General features: G+C 51.3%; 14 protein-coding genes, 1 other RNA gene and 1 other annotated feature. Of the genes, 13 read left to right on the plus strand and 2 right to left on the minus strand.

Annotated features, from left to right (window positions below; all coding sequences use genetic code 11):
* Positions 1-47: 47 nt before the first annotated feature.
* The 4 genes from AC4EHB_RS01250 to dtd all read left to right on the plus strand — a co-directional run bounded on the left by AC4EHB_RS01250 (position 48) and on the right by dtd (position 5,281).
* The gene (locus AC4EHB_RS01250) at positions 48-1,583 is read left to right on the plus strand and encodes a glycosyl hydrolase family 28-related protein (protein ID WP_490980470.1); all 1,536 of its coding nucleotides are present in this window, start codon (positions 48-50) and stop codon (positions 1,581-1,583) included.
* A 447-nt stretch (positions 1,584-2,030) separates the two neighbouring features.
* On the plus strand, positions 2,031-2,555 hold the full coding sequence (locus AC4EHB_RS01255; RefSeq protein WP_490980471.1) for a type 1 glutamine amidotransferase domain-containing protein: 525 nt from the start codon (positions 2,031-2,033) through the stop codon (positions 2,553-2,555).
* Positions 2,556-2,635: 80 nt separating this feature from the next.
* Positions 2,636-4,828 carry a RelA/SpoT family protein gene (locus tag AC4EHB_RS01260; protein ID WP_490973784.1) on the plus strand — a complete coding sequence of 731 codons (2,193 nt, stop codon included), beginning with the start codon at positions 2,636-2,638 and terminating at the stop codon, positions 4,826-4,828.
* 9 nt (positions 4,829-4,837) lie between these two features.
* The gene (gene dtd / locus AC4EHB_RS01265; RefSeq protein ID WP_490973785.1) at positions 4,838-5,281 is read left to right on the plus strand and encodes a D-aminoacyl-tRNA deacylase; all 444 of its coding nucleotides are present in this window, start codon (positions 4,838-4,840) and stop codon (positions 5,279-5,281) included.
* A 239-nt stretch (positions 5,282-5,520) separates the two neighbouring features.
* Here dtd and AC4EHB_RS01270 read toward each other — a convergent pair whose 3' ends face one another.
* Positions 5,521-7,068 (minus strand): N-acetylmuramoyl-L-alanine amidase family protein, encoded by a 1,548-nt coding sequence (locus tag AC4EHB_RS01270; RefSeq protein WP_490980472.1) that lies wholly within the window; start codon positions 7,066-7,068, stop codon positions 5,521-5,523.
* A 114-nt stretch (positions 7,069-7,182) separates the two neighbouring features.
* Positions 7,183-7,432, plus strand: a binding site (T-box leader).
* Positions 7,433-7,459: 27 nt separating this feature from the next.
* Here AC4EHB_RS01270 and hisS point away from each other — a divergent pair.
* The 4 genes from hisS (at position 7,460) to AC4EHB_RS01290 (ending at position 11,662) form a co-directional block, all read left to right on the plus strand.
* Positions 7,460-8,770 carry a histidine--tRNA ligase gene (hisS, locus tag AC4EHB_RS01275; RefSeq protein ID WP_490980473.1) on the plus strand — a complete coding sequence of 437 codons (1,311 nt, stop codon included), beginning with the start codon at positions 7,460-7,462 and terminating at the stop codon, positions 8,768-8,770.
* A 2-nt stretch (positions 8,771-8,772) separates the two neighbouring features.
* Positions 8,773-10,548 carry an aspartate--tRNA ligase gene (aspS, locus tag AC4EHB_RS01280; protein ID WP_490980474.1) on the plus strand — a complete coding sequence of 592 codons (1,776 nt, stop codon included), beginning with the start codon at positions 8,773-8,775 and terminating at the stop codon, positions 10,546-10,548.
* A gap of 54 nt (positions 10,549-10,602) precedes the next feature.
* Positions 10,603-10,787: non-coding RNA, 6S RNA (ssrS, locus tag AC4EHB_RS01285), on the plus strand.
* A gap of 110 nt (positions 10,788-10,897) precedes the next feature.
* Positions 10,898-11,662: a tRNA threonylcarbamoyladenosine dehydratase gene (locus AC4EHB_RS01290; protein WP_490973789.1), complete on the plus strand. Its 765-nt coding sequence runs from the start codon at positions 10,898-10,900 to the stop codon at positions 11,660-11,662.
* 137 nt (positions 11,663-11,799) lie between these two features.
* Here the strand turns inward: AC4EHB_RS01290 and AC4EHB_RS01295 are convergent, their stop codons facing one another.
* A complete protein-coding gene (locus AC4EHB_RS01295; RefSeq protein ID WP_490980475.1) occupies positions 11,800-13,083 on the minus strand; it encodes a replication-associated recombination protein A in 1,284 nt (427 codons plus the stop codon).
* Between the two features lie 136 nt (positions 13,084-13,219).
* On the opposite strand from AC4EHB_RS01295, the gene cymR reads away from it, so the two are divergent.
* Genes cymR through recD2 form a run of 5 tightly spaced genes read left to right on the plus strand, consistent with a single transcriptional unit; the run spans position 13,220 to position 19,091 of the window.
* The gene (gene cymR, locus AC4EHB_RS01300) at positions 13,220-13,636 is read left to right on the plus strand and encodes a cysteine metabolism transcriptional regulator CymR (RefSeq protein WP_490973791.1); all 417 of its coding nucleotides are present in this window, start codon (positions 13,220-13,222) and stop codon (positions 13,634-13,636) included.
* Positions 13,637-13,650: 14 nt separating this feature from the next.
* Entirely contained in the window at positions 13,651-14,784 is a 1,134-nt protein-coding gene (locus AC4EHB_RS01305) for a cysteine desulfurase family protein (protein ID WP_490980476.1), read from the plus strand.
* A gap of 14 nt (positions 14,785-14,798) precedes the next feature.
* Positions 14,799-15,917: a tRNA 2-thiouridine(34) synthase MnmA gene (gene mnmA / locus AC4EHB_RS01310; RefSeq protein ID WP_490980477.1), complete on the plus strand. Its 1,119-nt coding sequence runs from the start codon at positions 14,799-14,801 to the stop codon at positions 15,915-15,917.
* Positions 15,917-16,591: a tetratricopeptide repeat protein gene (locus tag AC4EHB_RS01315; protein WP_490980478.1), complete on the plus strand. Its 675-nt coding sequence runs from the start codon at positions 15,917-15,919 to the stop codon at positions 16,589-16,591. The genes mnmA and AC4EHB_RS01315 overlap by 1 nt, the downstream gene beginning before the upstream one ends.
* A 43-nt stretch (positions 16,592-16,634) precedes the next feature.
* A complete protein-coding gene (gene recD2, locus AC4EHB_RS01320) occupies positions 16,635-19,091 on the plus strand; it encodes an SF1B family DNA helicase RecD2 (protein ID WP_490980479.1) in 2,457 nt (818 codons plus the stop codon).
* Positions 19,092-19,219 lie beyond the last annotated feature (128 nt).

Raw genomic sequence — 19,219 nt, forward strand, 5'->3', positions numbered from 1 at the left:
TACATAACGGCTTTGAAAAAGGGTAAGGACTATGGAGGTGATGATTCATGCATTTAAGCAAATACCACGATCCAGCGAAAAACAATGCGCTGCTGGCAGAGATTCTCGAGGATACTGCGACAATCAGCGACATTACGGAAGAAACACGGAGTCTTTTCCGCAGCATACAAGGCAATGGGCCGAAGCCGGGCGGAACCTACCGGAAAGATTGGCGCGATCGCTTGTGGGCATTGCTCGCACAAGAAAATTCCATTGAAGATCCGAATGGCTATGCTGAACTCGTCGAAGGCGATGAAGCCGTGCCGGAATGGAAACAGGAGCTCGATGAAGAATACAAAGTGTTGGAAGAAGCGTTGACGCGCTGCGTCAATGTCGAAGATTTCGGCGCGAGGGGCGATGGAGTGACCGATTGCACAGCCGCTTTCAAAAAAGCTTTCGGCAGTGGCCGCACCCACGTTTATGTGCCGAAAGGCATCTTCGTTGTGCGCAAAATCGAGATGCCATCTTTTTCGCGGCTGCGGGGAGAAGGCAAAGGTGCGACGGTCCTGAAGCTCCACGATAACGCACCTAAGCGGCAGCGGCTCGTCATGAATGCCAATCCGTTTCGCGGCAACCACCACATCTCGGTCGAGAACATCGGGCTGGACTGGAACGTCGAACGGCTGGGCGATGTTGAAAACACAAGTGCCGGCAATAACTTCTCGAGCTGCCTGACTTTTGCCAAAGTCACATATGGCTGGGCAAAAGGGGTGGCAGCAGTGAATCCCGGACTGCATTGCTTTGACGTGTCGTCGACATTCTATAATTACGGCGGCGACGGCAAGCGTGCTAGAGGGGGCAGCCAGTTTATCTGGATTGACCGCTGCACAGGCTATGGGTTCGGGGATGACGGCGTAACGACTCATCACAGCGATTACATCTTCATTTCAAATTCGCATTTTTGCGACCCGAGCGGCCGTTCCCATAAGAAAGGATTTTCCAACTCGAACGGCATCGAAATTGATGACGGCTCGCGCTTTGTCTGGCTCCTGAACAATTCGACTTCAAATTGTTTCGGCGGAGTGGAAGTCAAAGCCCACGCTACTTCATCAGCGGCAACCGGGGTGTTCATTTCGGGCCATTTGTCGGTCCGCGACAACCGCTCGTTCAATTTTCGCCATATAGGCCATCACACAGCGGACGATCCGGATTCCATGACCGCGTATAACATCCTTGCCCAGCGGCTCGTCTCGGTTGCGCCTGTCTTCACTGAGATGTACACAGGGTCAGCGCCGCGCGCGCTGGTGGTGTCGGGCTACCGGAATGTCGCAATCAACCATTTCTTGTTTATCGGCGATCCGGATACCGATTACAGCCATAATCCAGCGGCCGCAATCCAGTACAAAGCGGGGCATGTGTCACTTTCAAACGGCACGATCACAGGCTTCCGAAAAGCGAAAGCGGATGTCTTCGTCGCGGGAGGCAGCCAATGCGCTCACGACGTCACCGTCCGCAAACTCCGCTGCCTGCAGTCTTCGGAGCGGGCCGTGCAGATCGGCAAAGGCAGCAAAAACATCATTGAAGAAGAAGTATTCCAGGAATAGCTGCTGGTTTATTTTATTAAGCAACTATATAAGTTGAACTAATTAAATAGCATAGAAAAATGCTTCGGACGCTTGCGGCAGAGCAAAGACGGTTGTTTCTGCATCGCTGCGCTAGCTTCGAAGCAAAGTAAATGGTCCAAATTCCATTTGGCCATTTACTTGCCTAGCCCCTTGACGCGCCTTCGCTAAGAAATATCTCGATATGGAGCAAAACAGCGGAGACGCCTGCGGGAAAGCGAGACAGCCGAGACCCCGCAGGGAATGATTGGGCAAAAGTAATTTGCCTAATCATTTGCGACGAAGCTAGCGAAGCGATGCAGGAGCACAAGGTTTTCGAAGCGACCGAGGAGGCTTGGCGCTCGCCCGCGGCAAGCGTAGCTGTTTTGCGGAATATCGATTATAAGTGTTCACTAGTTTAACTTATATAGATCTGAGGAGGAAAACGATATGAAATTAACCGGAAAGAAAATATTAAGTTTCGTCCATCATGAATTTGAAGACTTGGAATTATGGTACCCGATTCTTAGGCTGCGCGAAGAAGGCGCTGAAGTACATCTTGCAGGCGAGGAGGCAGGCAAGGCCTATATCGGGAAATACGGCGTGCCGGCAACTTCGGATTTTGCGTGGGGCGACATCACACCGAGCGACTACGACGCGCTGCTGGTTCCAGGCGGATGGGCGCCGGACAAAATCCGCCGTTTCCCGGAAGTGCTGAACATTGTGCGCTTCATGGACAAGAACAACAAGCCGATAGGCCAAATTTGCCACGCCGGCTGGGTCTTAATCTCGGCGGACATCCTAAAAGGCAGAAAAGTGACGAGCACGCCGGGCATTAAAGACGATATGAGCAACGCCGGTGCTGAATGGTTCGATGAATCGGTTGTCGTTGACGGCAATTTAATTTCGAGCCGCCGCCCGCCGGATTTGCCGGATTATCTCAGAGAGTTCATTAAAGTCATGGAGAAACTGTGACAAAGCTTTACTTTTGGCCCAATTGTTTTTTATAATGTATAGATATACTTACGCAAAAATTAAAAGCAAGGTGGGCAATTATGGCGAAAGATCAAGTTAGGACTCCCGAAGACGTATTTGAAATGTGTGCGTCTTATATGAATGCCGATCATGTGAATACGATTAAAAAAGCTTACGAAGTGGCATTGAAGGCACATGAGGGGCAGTTCCGGAAATCCGGCGAACCCTATATTGTCCACCCTGTTCAAGTCGCCGGAATTCTGGCGGAATTGCAGATGGACCCTTCTACAGTTGCGGCGGGCTTTTTGCATGACGTCGTTGAAGACACCGAAGTCAGCCGCGAAGACATCGTCCGCGATTTTGACGAAGAAGTGGCGATGCTTGTTGATGGCGTGACAAAGCTCAGCAAGATTAAATACATGTCGAAAGAAGAGCAGCAAGCTGAAAACCACCGTAAAATGTTCGTAGCGATGGCGCAGGATATCCGCGTCATCCTCATCAAATTGGCTGACCGTCTGCATAATCTTCGTACGTTGAAATACCAGTCGGTTGAAAAGCAGCGCATCAAAGCGAACGAAACACTGGAGATTTTTGCGCCGATTGCTCACCGCCTAGGGATCAATACGATCAAATGGGAGCTTGAAGACACAGCGCTCCGTTATTTGAATCCGCAGCAATATTACCGCATCGTCAACTTGATGAAAAAAAAGCGGACCGAGCGGGAAGATTACTTGAATAAGGTGATGGATGAAATCCGCATCCAATTGGACGAAGTCCAGATTGAGGCGGATCTTTTCGGTCGCCCAAAACACATTTACAGCATCTACAAGAAAATGGCGCTGCAAAACAAGCAGTTCAACGAAATCTATGATTTATTGGCAGTGCGCATTACGGTCGACAGCATCAAGGATTGCTACGCCGTTCTCGGCATTATCCATTCAACATGGAAGCCGATGCCTGGCCGTTTCAAGGATTACATTGCGATGCCGAAACAGAACCTCTACCAGTCGCTGCATACGACGGTCATCGGGCCGCAGGGCGATCCTTTGGAAGTGCAGATCCGCACAGAGGAAATGCACCGCATCGCCGAATACGGGGTAGCTGCGCATTGGGCGTATAAAGAAGGCCGGAAAGTCGATATGCCAAAAAACACGGTCGATTCCCGCTTGACGTGGTTCCGCGAAATCCTGGATTTCCAGAACGAAGCGGACAACGCGGAAGAGTTTATGGAATCGCTGAAATACGATTTATTTTCCGATATGGTCTATGTATTTTCGCCAAAAGGCGACGTCATCGAAATGCCGGCTGGCTCTGTGCCAATCGATTTCGCATACCGGGTGCATTCGGAAATTGGCAATAAAACCATTGGCGCCAAAGTCAATGGCAAAATGGTGCCGCTTGATACGGAATTGAAGACGGGCGACATCGTCGAGATCCTGACATCGAAGCAATCGTTCGGCCCAAGCCGCGACTGGCTGAAAATCGCCAAATCGACGCAGACGAAAAACAAGATCAAGCAATTTTTCAAAAAGCAATTGCGCGTCGACAATGTCCAAAAAGGCAAAGACTTGATTGAGAAGGAAATCCGGGCGCAGGAATTCAACGTCAAAGACATTATGACGAACGAAAATATCAAGCGTGTCTGCGAAAAATTCAATTTCGCAGGCGAGGACGATATGTACGCGGCAGTCGGCTTCAGCGGCATCACAGCGCAGCAAGTCGTTAACCGCCTGGCAGAACGCCAACGCAAACGCCGCGAACAAGAAGAAGCTATCGAGAAAATCACGGTGGAAATGAAATCGCCTGCACCGCGCAAGCAGACCGATTCAGGCGTCATTGTCCGCGGCATCGACAATATGATGATTCGTTTGTCCCGCTGCTGCAACCCGGTGCCTGGCGACAGCATTATCGGGTTTATTACGAAAGGCCGTGGAGTTTCTGTCCATCGCGCTGATTGCCCGAATGTCCATGCCGACCAGACCGACCGCTTAATCCCGGTTGAATGGGAAAACGCGGAATCACCAGAGAAAAAAGACTACGCAATCGATATCGAAGTCCAGGCGTATGACCGGACAGGGTTGATCAACGAAGTGATGCATATGGTCAGCGAAGCGAAGACGACAATCACGGCGGTCAGCGGCAAAGCTGACTCCGATAAAATCGCGACGATCAACATGACCATCATGATTCCGCACATTTCGCACCTGAACCGGGTAGTGGAAAAGATCAAGCAGATTCCCGATGTCTATTCCGTCATACGCGTCACGAATTAAGGAGGCATTATGCGGGTCATATTACAGCGTTCGAAAAAAGCGTCAGTGACTGTCGGCGGCGAAAGGGTCGGATCGATCGATTCCGGCTTTGTGCTGCTCGTCGGCATCACACATGGCGATACTGAGCAAGACGCGGCTTATGTCGCTAATAAGATTGCCGGACTGCGGCTTTTTGAAGACGGCGAGGGCAAGATGAACTTGTCGATCCAAGAAGCCGGCGGCAGCATCTTGTCGATTTCCCAGTTCACGCTTTACGGCGACGTCAGAAAAGGGCGCCGGCCAAGCTTTACCGCAGCGGCGCGCCCTGATATTGCCGAGCCGCTTTGGCTGAAGTTCAACGAAGAATTGCGGTCATGCGGCCTGTCTGTCGAAACCGGCGTGTTCGGGGCAATGATGGACGTCGAACTCGTCAACGACGGCCCCGTCACAATGATCATTGAATCGAAAGAATGAAAAAGGAGCTGTCCAATAAGTCGAAATAACAGACTTATTGGACAGTTCCTTTTCTAACGTAGCGCAGGGGAATACTATTGCTCCTGTCTCTGCATCGCTACGCTAGCTTCGAGACATGAAAGTGCGTTGCATCGCTGCGCTAGCTTCGTCGCAAAGGAGGTGCCCCAAATTACTTTTGGGGCACCTCCTTTTTTACATGAAAAAGCGGCATAGAGGAGATCCCCCATGCCGCTGGATAGTTATTGGCTTAATTTCGCATCGAAATAATTGACGATGCCATCATACAAGCCGAGTGCCGCTTGTTCTTGGAATTTGCTTGAAGTGACAATGCGTTCGTCGTTGTAATTGCTCAAATAGCCCAGTTCAACGAGCACAGCCGCTTGCTTGTTTTCCCTCAAGACGAGGTAGTTGCCATGGCGTGCGCCGCGGTTCCGCAAATCGATTTTGCCGCTAAGGCCTTCGTTGATCGATTCGGCAAGCGCTTGCTGGTAATCGAGCATGTAATACGACGTGAAGCCGGACACGCTATTGTCGTCGGTTGCGTCATAATGGAGGCTGATAAAAGCATCTGCCGCCACGCCATGGCCCGTGGAAACCCGCGAGCGCAAGTCGACATAGACATCCGATTGCCGTGTCAACAGCACTTCAGCGCCTGCAGATCGCAAGTGGTGAGACAAGATTTCCGAGGTTTTCAACGTCAAGTCTTTCTCTTTTGTTTCGCGAACTCCGACCGTTCCGCCGTCATTGCCGCCATGCCCGGGATCGAGCACGATCGTCAAACCGTTGAGCGTGCCTTTTTTGCGTGCCTGTGGTTCAGGGGCCTCCGCTGATTCGACTTTCATTTCGCCGTTCGTTACGACCCAGTCTGCGACAAAGGCATTTTGGCCATCCGGCAATAAAACCTGGTACCAATCGCCTTGCTTATCGACAACCGCGAATTCTTGGCCGGCATCAGCGCGGCTTGCGACGGCTGAAGCAGTGGACGGGCTCGTGCGCAAATTCGTTCCATCTGTCAAGATGGTGATGTTTTCGGCTTTCGGGCTTGCCGCTTTTTGAACCGGTTTATCAGACAAGTGGCCATGGAATGCATAGACCCAGCCGCTATCTTTTTCAGAAATTTGGATCTCGACCCAATTTCCTTCAATCGAACGGACCGGGAAAACTTCGCCCTTTTTTACGGTTTTCTGGATAGAAGAACTTAAATCCGGCTGATTCCTTACATTCAAGGCATCCACTGCGATTTCGAACGAAGAGACATCGCTTTTAGCAGGGGCGGGTTTTTCCTGGTTTTGGCCCGCAGTGCTTATGTATTGTTTGGAAACGAATCCTTTGACGCCCCGGAAATCGATTTCAAGCCAATTTCCTGCATCATTGACGATGAGGGCTTGGTCGCCGGCGCTCATCTGCGCCAGCACGGAAGAGGAAATATCCGCTTGAGCACGGATGTTCAAGTGGTCAACAGCAGCGACTGCTGTTTGCCCGGAAGCTTTGTTTGTTTCGTTGCTGCTGGTTTTTCGGGCCAGCCAAGAAGCAATCCAGCCGGAACCGCTGCCTGTGCTGATTTCCAGCCAATCACTGTTTTCAGAAACGATTGTGACTTTCTCCCCTTTTTCAAGCGCTCCGGAAACGCTATAGGAAAGGCCTGGACCGCTGCGGATGTTAACTGTCGATCCGGTAATTTCCGCTTCGCCGCCAACCGCCAATGCGGGGTTTGCCGAAAGCGGCGGAATTGTGCCGGCAATCATTAAAAAAAGTAGAATAAGACCAATTAACCATTTTACGTTCATTCTGCACCACCTTTATAATCTATCTCTCTGTATTATGAAAAAAAAACGGCCGTTTGTCAAAAAAGGTTGACAAGATTTGTGGGAGTCCTTAAGATTAACTTTATTATCCTTATATATTAGCTGTTGACGAAGAAAGTAATTGCATGATCGACTGAAAAGAGAGGGGAAGTCCTAGGCTGTAAACTTTCCTGCAGGGATCTGCGACGAAAAACACTTAAGAGGCTCCTTTCTGAACGGCGCAACTGGCGTTTATTAGGAAAAGACGGAACCGGCCGTTACCCGGAATGAGAGGATGCTGGCATTATTTACATGGCATCAACTAGGGTGGAACCGCGGAAGCTTATCAAAAGCTCTCGTCCCTTGCGAAAGCAAGGGGCGGGGGCTTTTTTGTATGGAAAAAAAAGGAGTGGAAAAAATGGGCAAGAATATCCAAGCGCCGCGCGGCACATACGACGTGCTGCCGGACCAATCCGCCAAATGGCAGGAAGTTGAACAGAAAATTATTGAGTTATGCCGCCTATATCAATACAAGGAAATCCGGACACCGATTTTTGAGCACACGGAATTATTCCAACGCGGCGTCGGCGACACGACCGATATCGTCACCAAAGAAATGTATACATTCAAGGACCGCGGCGATCGCAGTTTGACGCTGCGCCCCGAAGGCACCGCTTCAGTCGTGCGGTCATTCGTGGAAAATAAATTATTCGGTTTGCCGGACCAGCCGGTGAAATTATTTTATACGGGCCCGATGTTCCGCTATGAGCGCCCACAAGCCGGTCGTATGCGCCAGTTCGTGCAGTTCGGCGTGGAAGCGATCGGTTCGAAAGACCCGGCAATTGACGCGGAAGTGATTTCACTCGCAATGGAAACTTACCGTGCTGTCGGCTTGAAAAGCCTGCGCCTCGTCATCAACTCGCTGGGCGACACGGAAAGCCGTTTAACACATAAAGAAGCGCTGGTGGCGCATTTCGCACCGCACATTTCTGAGTTCTGCCCGGACTGCCAAGCGCGTTTGGACAAAAATCCGCTGCGCATTCTGGACTGTAAAGTCGACCGCAACAATCCTTTGATGGCCACTGCGCCTTCATTGGCAAATTATTTGAACGAAGAATCGCGCCAGTATTTCGATGAAGTGAAAGGCTATCTTGAAGAACTCGATATCCCTTATGTCGTCGATCCGAATCTTGTACGCGGGCTGGATTATTACAACCACACCGCGTTCGAGATCATGAGCGACGCGGAAGGCTTCGGTGCCATCACGACGCTTGCGGGCGGCGGGCGCTATAACGGACTGGTCGAAGACCTCGGCGGGCCGGAAGCACCGGGCATCGGTTTTGCGATGAGCATCGAGCGGCTGTTATTGGCACTCGAAATGGAAAACGTGGAAATCGGGTTATCGGACACGTTGGACGTCTACGTGATCGCGATGGACGAAACGGCGAAGAAAAAAGCATTCAGCGTCGTGAAAGACTTGCGTGTGAATAAATTATCGGCAGATATGGATTACACAGCGCGCAAGCTGAAAGCGCAGATGAAATCGGCTGACCGTAAAAAAGCAGGATTTGTTGTTGTCATCGGTGAAACGGAAATGGCAAGCGGCAAAGCAAACGTCAAGGAAATGGCAACAGGCGAGCAGCACGAGGTTTTATTCGCTGACATTGCCAGCACGGTATTGAAAAAGAAATCATTGGAGGAATAAATATGTCGAGAACACATTATTGTGGAGAAGTCAGTGAAGCCGCCATCGGGCAGCGTGTATCATTAAAAGGTTGGGTGCAGAAGCGCCGTGATTTAGGAGGCTTGATCTTTGTTGACATGCGTGACCGCAGCGGCATTGTGCAAGCAGTATTCAATCCGGAAATTTCAGCGCCAGCCACAGAAATCGGCGAGACGCTGCGCAACGAATTCGTTATTCATATTGAAGGGCTTGTTGTAGCACGCGCGGATGGCCAAGTTAATGCGGCGATGAAGACCGGCAAAATCGAAGTACAAGTGGACCACGCAACAATCATCAACGCGGCGAAAAACCCGCCGTTCGCAATTGACGACCAAACGGAAGTCAGCGAAGATTTGCGCTTGAAATACCGTTACCTGGACTTGCGCCGGCCGGCGATGTACGAAACGTTCAAAATGCGTTCAGACATCACAAAATCGATCCGCCGTTTCTTGGACAATGAAGGTTTCCTGGAAGTGGAAACACCGATTTTGACGAAATCGACTCCAGAAGGCGCACGCGATTATTTGGTGCCAAGCCGAGTCCACGAAGGCGAATTCTACGCGCTTCCGCAATCGCCGCAATTGTTCAAGCAAATGCTGATGGTCTCTGGATTTGACAAGTATTACCAAATTGCGCGTTGTTTCCGTGATGAAGATTTGCGCGCTGACCGCCAGCCTGAATTCACGCAAATCGACATGGAAATGAGTTTCAAGACGATGGAAGAAATCATCGAAATGAACGAGCGGTTGATGGGCATCATGATGAAAGACGTCAAAGGCGTCGACATCGATGCACAATTTCAGCGCATGAGCTATACCGAAGCGATGGACCGTTATGGTTCGGATAAGCCAGACGTACGCTTCGGCCTAGAACTTGTGAATGTTTCGGACCTGGTAAAAGATTCATCATTCAAAGTATTCTCTGGCGCCATCGAAAACGGCGGCCAGGTGAAATTGATCAATGTCAAAGGCAGCGCGGCAAACTACTCGCGCAAAGACATTGACGCTCTTGGCGAATTCGCTGCACGCTACGGCGCGAAAGGCCTTGCTTGGCTGAAAGTTGAAGCGGACGGCGTTAAAGGGCCGATTGCGAAATTCTTCGAAGGCGAAGCAGCTACAGCATTGACCCTGCGCGCTGATGCAGAAGCCGGCGATCTTTTATTATTCGTAGCGGATGCTGCTTCGGTTGTTGCAGACGCATTAGGTGCGCTGCGCATGAAGTTCGGCAAAGAGTTGAATTTAATCGACAACTCGGTTTATAAATTCCTATGGATCACGGACTGGCCGTTATTCGAATACGATGAAAAAGACGGCCGCTACTACGCAGCCCACCATCCGTTCACAATGCCGTTCGAAGAAGACATCGACAAATTGGATACAGAGCCGCAGAACGTCCGCGCGCAAGCCTATGACCTCGTGTTGAACGGCTATGAACTAGGCGGAGGTTCGCTGCGCATTTACCGCCGCGACATCCAGGAAAAAATGTTCAAGACGCTCGGCTTTTCCGACGAAGAAGCGCGCGAGCAATTCGGCTTCCTGATGGATGCATTCGAATACGGCACGCCGCCGCACGGAGGGATCGCTTTCGGCTTGGACCGCTTGGTAATGCTGCTTGCTGGCCGCACAAACTTGCGCGACACGATCGCATTTCCGAAGACGGCGAGCGCCAGCGACTTGCTGACAAGCGCACCGAGCCCGGTATCAAATGCACAGCTTGATGAATTAAGCCTATCTCTGAATGTTCAGAATACTGAAAAATAACCAGTATAAATTAGTTGTCGAATCAAAAAAGGTGTGCTAACATACAAGTAGTAGAGAATCCTGATGTGTTCGTTACGAGCAATTCAGTTTTGACCCAACATTTTGTCGTCGGGAGACCAGATTTCATCATGGCTAACATGCCCTAACCGGAAGTTATAAGTGATGACGAGGTCACCCACCTGCTTGAAGCGGGTTCAAAAACGATGCGCACCAAAACGGACGGCACGATTGGGATTCTCCGTTATTTCAAATTTTCGCCTCCCGGCAATTTGTCGGGGGGTTTTTATTTGTGTATAATCCCTAGTAGGTTAATCTGCATTATTATTTTATTTTGAAGGGTAGGCAAATCATGTTACATCAATTTTCCAGAAACGAATTAGCAATCGGCACAGAAGGCATGGATATGTTGAGAAACTCCACAGTCGCGATTCTTGGCATCGGCGGAGTGGGTTCATTTGCAGCAGAAGCATGCGCACGCAGCGGTGTCGGCCGGATCATCTTGGTCGATAAGGATAACGTCGACATCACGAACATCAATCGCCAGCTAGTTGCGAATTTATCAACGGTCGGCCAGTCGAAAGCTGGCGTCATGCAAAAGCGCATCGAAGACATCAACGCAGACTGTGAAGTCATTTCGCTGCACATGTTTTATACAGAAGAAACGTTCGAGGAGTTTTTCAGCTACCAGCCGGATTACGTCATCGATGCATCCGATACAATGATTTACAAAGTCCATTTGATCCAGGAATGCGTCAAGCGCGGAATCCGAATCATTTCAAGCATGGGTGCGGCGAATAAAACCGACCCGACGCGCTTCCGCATTGTGGACATCTCAAAAACGCATACCGATCCGTTGGCGAAAATCATCCGCAAGAAATTGCGCGCATCGGGCATCTATAAAGGTGTTCCTGTCGTATTCTCAGACGAAAGCCCGATCATCGTCCGCGAAGATGTTGTCGGGAAAGTAGGCAAACCCGAAGCGGAAATCCGCAAAGCCCAGATGCCGCCAAGTTCAAACGCCTTCACGCCTTCAGCGGTCGGCTTGATCTGCGCGAGTTGGGTTGTCAACGATATCACCAAATCGATTCCGATCAACCGCGTCCGAAATAATTAATAGGGAGCCGGCTCGCACGATGAGCCGGCTTTTTTATTTGAAAACGGCTGAACGCACGTAAAAATTTCTGAACGCGCATAAACTTTAAAATCACCAATACAAAAGCCATTTCCGCATGCGGAAATGGCTCAAACAATCTATTTTTTTCGGAACGATTTCAGTTTATCGTAGATGCCGGCGAATTTCTTCTCGGAACCGGCAATAATCGGTTTGTAGAATTCGGCTTTTTTAACTTCTTTCGGCAAATAATCCTGATCGGCCCAGCCGCCGAATGTGCCGAGTGGCGTATCGTGCGGATACTTATAGCCGCCGTGGCCGAGTTCGGCGCTGCCGGCGTAATGCGTGTCGCGCAGGTGCATCGGGATGTCGCCGACTTCGCCTTTATTGATCGAAGCAATTGCGGCGTCAATCGCTTTGTAAGCGGAATTCGATTTCTCGGACAAGCACATTTCAGCAACTGCCTGAGCGAGCGGGATGCGGGCTTCCGGCAATCCGAGGCGGTCCGCAGCCTGGCAAGCGGCGAGTACGTGCGCGCCGACTTCCGGGCTCGCAAGTCCGATGTCTTCATAAGCCATGACGAGCAAGCGGCGCGTCACCGCTGTCAAGTCACCGTTTTCGAGCAGATGCGCCAAATAATACATGGCGGCATTGACGTCGCTGCCGCGCACGGATTTTTGCAGCGCGGACAATAAATTAAAATAATGGGAGCCTTTTTTGTCGCCGAAGACGCCGACGCGCTTGATCATTTGTTCGACCATTTGGTCTTCGACAATGTATTTGCCGTCGCGTTCGTCTGATGCGACGACAATCGATTCGAGCATCGTCAGCGCTTTCCGCGCGTCGCCGTTTGTGCCGTCGGCGATTCGATTGACTTGCGTTTCGGAAATTTCGATTTCGTAATTGCCGAGGCCGCGATTCGGCTCGGCCAACGCCGAGTTCAGCAGTTGGACGATGTCGGCGTGCGTCAGCCGTTTGAGCTGTTTGATTTCGCCGCAGCGTGAGCGGATCGCCGGATTGACGTCGTGGAACGGGTTTTCCGTCGTCGCGCCGATCAATACGATGGCGCCGCTTTCGACATGCGGCAGCAGGGCATCTTGCTGGAGTTTATTGAAACGGTGGATTTCGTCCAAAAACAGCAGCACTTTGCCGGTGATGCGCGCTTCAGCGACGACTTCCTCGACATCTTTTTTGCCCGACGTCGTCGCGTTCAACGCGATGAACGGCAGTTCTGAGGTGCCGGCGATAGCGTGGGCAATCGATGTCTTGCCGATCCCCGGCTCACCGTAAAGGAGCATCGACGGCACGTGGCCGTTGTGGATCATTTTATATAAAGCCGTATGCGGTCCGATGACGTCTTTCTGGCCGATCACTTCGTCGATCGTACGAGGACGCATGCGGAACGCCAATGGTTCATTTTGCAAAAGTAAAACCCCTTCCGTACATTCGTTCCGCTTTCAGTATATCGCGGCGCGAAATAAATGTCATTGCAAGTCCATTGCGCAGAGATATGCTATACTTTTAGGAAGAATAATTGGAAACTGACTTCGAGGTGTAACGATGAAAATATCGACTAAAGGCCGCTACGGCTTAACTATTATGATCGCATTGGCAAAACATTACGGCGAAGGCCCGATGCCGCTGCGGAAAATCGCTGCGGATTATAATTTGTCCGAAGCTTATTTAGAGCAGCTGGTCGGCCCGCTCCGCAACTCCGGACTGGTGAAAAGTGTACGCGGCGCTTACGGCGGCTATATGCTGACGCGCAGCCCGAAAGACATTTCAGCAGGGGACGTCATCCGCGTACTCGAGGGGCCGATCCAGCCGGTTGAAGGCATTGAAGACGAAGACCAGCCGCAGCGCGAATTGTGGGTACGCATCCGCGACGCCGTGAAAAATGTCTTGGATACAACGTCGATCGATGATTTGGCGAACCAGCAAGAAACTGAAAACGATAATTATATGTTCTATATATAAGGAGTTAATCAATCATGAATCGAATTTACTTAGACCATGCGGCCACTTCTCCGATGCATCCGGAAGTGGCTGAAACATTTTCACTGGCGCTCAGCACTGTCTACGGCAATCCTTCAAGCATGCACGGCACGGGGCGCATCGCGCGCAAAGTGCTTGATGATGCACGCCGTGTTTTCGCGCGGAGCATCAATGCAAACGATCCGGAAATCATTTTCACGAGCGGTGGGACGGAAGCCGATAACTTGGCGATTTTCGGCACTGCCGCGAAAAAGCCGGGCGGCCATATCATCACGTCGGCTGTAGAACACCACGCCGTTTTGCATGTTTGCGAGAAACTTGAGCGGGATGGCTATAGCGTGACTTATCTGCCGGTTGATGAAAACGGGCTTGTGCGAGCAGAAGACGTGAAAAATGCGTTGCGCAGCGATACAATCTTAGTGACCATCATGCTCGGCAACAATGAAGTCGGGACGGTCCAGCCGATCGAAGAAATCGGTATGCTGCTCCAAGGCACGGACGCAGTGTTCCATACAGACGCCGTCCAGGCTTATGGTGTCATGCCGATTGATGTGGAAAAGCTCCATGTCGATTTGCTGTCAGTATCGGCGCATAAACTGAACGGCCCGAAAGGCACCGGCTTCCTGTACCAGCGCAAAGGCGTCGCTTTGGCTCCGCTTTTTTACGGCGGTGAACAAGAACGCAAGCGCCGTGCGGGAACCGAAAACGTTCCAGCGATCTCGGCATTCGCTAAAGCGGTGGAACTCGCGCTAGCAACTATGCCTGAAAAAACGGCGCTTTATTTGACGTTTAAAGACAGGTTTAAAAACGTCTTAACGGACGAAGGCATCCCTTACAAGGAAAACGGGGCCCACAGCCTGCCGCATATCCTGAACCTCAGCATTCCGGGAGTCGACATCGAGTCATTCCTGGTCAACCTCGACATTGCCGGCATTTCGGCTTCGAGCGGTTCAGCTTGCACAGCGGGTTCGATGGATCCGTCCCATGTTCTGGTTGCCATGTACGGCGGACAGGCGGACGAGCTCCGCAATTCCATCCGCTTCAGCTTCGGGCTTGGCTTGGACGTTGAACAAGTGCAGGAAGCTGCACTGAAAACAGCACAAATCTGCAAGCGTTTAGCGCTTAAATGAAAAGGTGAGATATTATGACTGCAAAAGCAATTCAAGATACACGCGTTGTCGTCGGCATGTCCGGAGGGGTCGACTCTTCGGTTGCCGCTTATTTATTGAAAGAACAGGGCTATGATGTCATCGGCATCTTCATGAAAAACTGGGACGACACCGATGAATTCGGCGTCTGCACCGCGACGGAAGATTACGAAGACGTCATCCGCGTCTGCAACCAAATCGGCATTCCTTATTACGCCGTCAATTTCGAAAAGCAGTATTGGGACAAAGTGTTCACGTACTTCCTCGAAGAATATAAAGCAGGGCGTACGCCGAACCCGGACGTCATGTGCAATAAAGAAATCAAATTCAAAGCGTTTTTGGAGCATGCGTTAAGCCTCGGCGCCGATTATTTGGCGACCGGCCATTACGCGCAAGTCGAGCACGCAGAAAACGGCGAAACGAAAATGCTGCGCGGCCAGGACAACAACAAAGACCAAACGTATTTCCTTAATCAGTTGAACCAGGAGCAATTGTCGAAAGTCATGTTCCCAATCGGCCATATGGAGAAAAAGAAAGTGCGTGAAATCGCATTGGAAGCGGAACTTGCAACGGCAACAAAAAAAGATTCGACCGGAATCTGCTTTATCGGCGAACGCAATTTCAAGGAATTCCTCGGCCAATATCTGCCGGCGCAACCAGGCGAGATGGTGACGATGGAAGGCAAGAAAATGGGCTCGCATGACGGTTTGATGTATTACACTATCGGCCAGCGCCAAGGACTCGGCATCGGCGGAGCGGGCGATCCGTGGTTCGTCATCGGCAAAGACCTTGAGAAGAACATCTTGTTCATCGGGCAGAATATCCACCACGAAGCCCTGTTCTCAGACAGCTTGAGCGCCGTGAACTTAAGCTTTACATCGGATACAGCGCCTCAAGGCCTGTTCACGTGCACAGCGAAATTCCGCTACCGCCAAGCCGATGTAGGCGTTACCGTGGAAATGAAAGGCACTGAAGCGCTTGTGACATTCGATGAGCCGGTACGGGCAATCACGCCTGGGCAAGCAGTCGTTTTCTATGATGGCGACGAATGCCTTGGCGGCGGGACGATCGACCGCGTCTTCAAAAACGGCGCGCGATTGGAGTATGTAGGCTAATGGGACAATCAGCGATGAATTATAATGAAATCGGCATCCAAGCGCTGCAAGCAGGCGACACGGAAGCCGCAATCCAAGCATTTACGCAAGCAATTGAAGAACAGCCGGAAAATCCGCTCGGCTATATCAATTTCGGCCACGTGCTGACATCGATGGACGATGTCGAGCGGGCAGAACGCTTTTTCCAAAAAGCGCTGACGCTTGATGAAACATCCGCGACGGCTTATTACGGCCTTGCGAACTTGTATTTCAATGCGGAGCGCTTTGATGAAGCGTTGAAGCTTTATGAAAAAGCATTACATTACGGACTTGAAGGCTCGGATGCGCTTTTCATGATCGGCAAATGCTTCGAAAAAATGGACCAGCCGAAATTGGCGCTGCCTTACCTTCAACGGGCAGTGGAACTTGACGGTACCGACGTGCAAGCGCGCCTTAGCTACGGCATTGTCCTGGCCTCGATGGAATTGTTCACATTGGCAGAACCGCAATTTTTGGAAGTGCTGGCGCTCGACGCCAATCACGCCGATGCGCATTACAACCTGGGCGTGCTGTATGCCGTGTCGACAGATCGTGTTGAAGACGCAATGCATCATTTGAAGCAGGCTTACACGCTCGACGACCGCAACGAAATGGCGCGCTACGCGCATGACATGATCGCAGCAGAGCGGCAATAAAACATAAAAACAACATTAACCATTGTGAAAGGAGACGGCGACGATGACTGGACAAATTGATTTATTCCAAGAAGAAACGCACTTTGTGCTGGGCAGGCCAGTCGTCTCGATTTTTCACAATCCCCAAAACTTATTCTCCATCGCGAAAGTGAAAATCCAGGAAACCAATACCTCGTACCAGGAAAAAGAAATCATCGTCTCGGGCTATTTCCCGAAATTGTCGCTTGAGGAGTCCTACCGCTTTACGGGTGCGGTGAAAAACCATCCGCGCTACGGCGTCCAATTCCAGGTGGAAACCTTCACGAAAGAAGTGCCGGAAACAGAGCAGGGGATTGTGCATTATTTATCGAGCGATATGTTCAATGGCATCGGCCGCAAAACAGCGGAGACGATCGTCAAAAAATTGGGCAAAGACGCCATTAAGAAAATTCTTGAAGATCCGGAAGCGCTCGATGCGGTACCGCGGCTTTCTGTTGAAAAAAAAGATACGATCCGTTCGACGCTGCAGCTGAATCTGGGGTTGGAGCGCGTCATGATCCAGCTCAACGACTGGGGCTTCGGCCCGCAGATTGGCATGCGCGTCTACCAGACCTATCGCGAAGATACGATCGACATTTTGACGAAAAATCCGTTTATTTTGATTGAAGAAATCGAAGGGATCGGTTTCCACCGCGCGGATGAACTCGGTGCGAAGCTCGGTATCACCGGCAGCCATCCGGACCGCATCAAGGCGTCGATTCTGCATCTGCTGAACCAGGCGTCGCTGTCGGAAGGCCATGTCTACGTCGATGCGAAAATGCTCATCCCGCAAGTCAAAGAAATGCTGGAAGCGAGCCAACGGGAAGACATTCCAATCGATGCGATTTCCAAAGCGATGATTGAAATGAATGAAGAAGGCAAAGTGTCGGGAGAAGAAACCCGGCTTTATTTGCCGTCGCTGTATTATTCGGAAGTCGGCATTGCGACAAAGCTTGAAACGATGCTAGCGTCGCAGGCGAACCGCGACCGCTTCCCTGCGTCGGAAGTGCGGAAAGCGCTCGGCGAAGCGGAAGAGCGGCTCGGCGTCAACTACGCGGAAACCCAAGTGGAAGCGATTGACTCGAGCATTAATTCCTCTGTCATGATTTTGACTGGCGGACCAGGTACCGGTAAGACGACTGTCGTGCGCGGCCTTGTTGAAGTTTATGCTGAGCTACACGGTTTGTCGCTCGACCCGAAAGAATATGCCAAGAAAAAAGAGCCGTTCCCGATCATTCTTGCAGCACCTACGGGACGTGCCGCGAAGCGCCTGAGCGAGTCGACGGGGCTTCCAGCCATGACGATCCACCGTTTGCTCGGCTTTAACGGACAGGAAAAAGACGAAGAAACCGAAAAAGAGATCGAAGGCCGCCTGATCATCATTGATGAAATGTCGATGGTCGACACGTGGCTCGCGCATCAATTGCTGAAAGCGGTGCCGGAAGATGCCCAGCTTATTTTCGTGGGCGACCAGGACCAGCTGCCACCGGTCGGGCCTGGCCAAGTGCTCCGAGATCTGCTTGAGTCGAAGCGCATTCCGACGGTCGAGCTGACCGACATCTACCGCCAGTCTTCTGGCTCCTCGATCATCGAACTCGCGCATCAAATGAAAAACGGGCAGCTGCCCGCTGATATCACCGCAAAAACGGCAGATCGTTCGTTCATCAAAGCGGGCCCAGACCAAATTGCATCGGTCGTGGAGAAAGTCGTCAAAAGTGCTCTGGCGAAAGGGCATTCGATCAAAGATGTTCAAGTGCTCGCCCCGATGTATAAAGGGCCTGCAGGCATTGACGCGCTGAACCGCATGATCCAGGAAATGGTCAATCCGAACGCCGACGGCAAACGCAAAGAATTGGTGTTCGGTGACAACACGTACCGCATCGGTGACAAGATTCTTCAGCTCGTCAACCAGCCGGAAAGCAATGTCTTCAACGGCGATATGGGCGAAGTCGTGGCAATCCTAAAAGCAAAAGAAACGGTCGAGAAGCAGGACATGCTCGTCGCGTCATTCGACGGCATCGAAGTGACTTACGAGCGCAGCGACCTCAACCAGCTGACGCTGGCGTATTGCTGCTCGATCCACAAATCGCAGGGATCGGAGTTTCCGACGGTCATCATGCCGATCGTCCGCGGCTATATGAAAATGCTGCGCCGGAATTTACTGTATACGGGCATCACCCGCAGCAAGGATTTCTTGATCTTGTGCGGCGATCCGCAGGTGTTCCGCTACGGAGTCGAGCGCACTGACGATACGCAGCGCATGACGACGCTGAAAAGCCGTCTGCAGCTATCGGAAGCGCCGCCTGCACCTAAAGTGGTTGAAGGGGCGCCAGAAGAAGCTGCAGCGGAGAAATCGGCTGTGCCAGTAGGTGCCGCGCCAACCCAATCGGGTCCAGCAAGCTTGACGGCGGAAAACGCCCACGCCATCCATCCGCTCATCGGCATGGAAGGCATCAAGCCCGCAAATTTTATTGAAGCTTAAAAGCATCCCATTGCGGATGCTTTTTTTCGTCTGGAAGCGTATTTATTCCAAAACGGAGCGTATTCGGGATTTTATAGAGCGTATTTCTACCGCAATGGAGCGTATTCGAGCGGCAACCGGGCGTATTT

It is taken from the genome of Planococcus sp. TJ-302 (genome assembly GCF_058268455.1).

Bases quoted from the DNA above. Each gene is read 5' to 3' on its own strand.
- AC4EHB_RS01290 (WP_490973789.1), top strand. From the start codon at position 10,898: ATGTTACATCAATTTTCCAGAAACGAATTAGCAATCGGCACAGAAGGC.
- AC4EHB_RS01255 (WP_490980471.1), top strand. From the start codon at position 2,031: ATGAAATTAACCGGAAAGAAAATATTAAGTTTCGTCCATCATGAATTT.
- mnmA (WP_490980477.1), top strand. From the start codon at position 14,799: ATGACTGCAAAAGCAATTCAAGATACACGCGTTGTCGTCGGCATGTCC.
- AC4EHB_RS01250 (WP_490980470.1), top strand. From the start codon at position 48: ATGCATTTAAGCAAATACCACGATCCAGCGAAAAACAATGCGCTGCTG.
- AC4EHB_RS01305 (WP_490980476.1), top strand. From the start codon at position 13,651: ATGAATCGAATTTACTTAGACCATGCGGCCACTTCTCCGATGCATCCG.
- cymR (WP_490973791.1), top strand. From the start codon at position 13,220: ATGAAAATATCGACTAAAGGCCGCTACGGCTTAACTATTATGATCGCA.
- AC4EHB_RS01315 (WP_490980478.1), top strand. From the start codon at position 15,917: ATGGGACAATCAGCGATGAATTATAATGAAATCGGCATCCAAGCGCTG.
- AC4EHB_RS01260 (WP_490973784.1), top strand. From the start codon at position 2,636: ATGGCGAAAGATCAAGTTAGGACTCCCGAAGACGTATTTGAAATGTGT.
- dtd (WP_490973785.1), top strand. From the start codon at position 4,838: ATGCGGGTCATATTACAGCGTTCGAAAAAAGCGTCAGTGACTGTCGGC.
- AC4EHB_RS01270 (WP_490980472.1), bottom strand. From the start codon at position 7,068: ATGAACGTAAAATGGTTAATTGGTCTTATTCTACTTTTTTTAATGATT.
- recD2 (WP_490980479.1), top strand. From the start codon at position 16,635: ATGACTGGACAAATTGATTTATTCCAAGAAGAAACGCACTTTGTGCTG.
- aspS (WP_490980474.1), top strand. From the start codon at position 8,773: ATGTCGAGAACACATTATTGTGGAGAAGTCAGTGAAGCCGCCATCGGG.
- hisS (WP_490980473.1), top strand. From the start codon at position 7,460: ATGGAAAAAAAAGGAGTGGAAAAAATGGGCAAGAATATCCAAGCGCCG.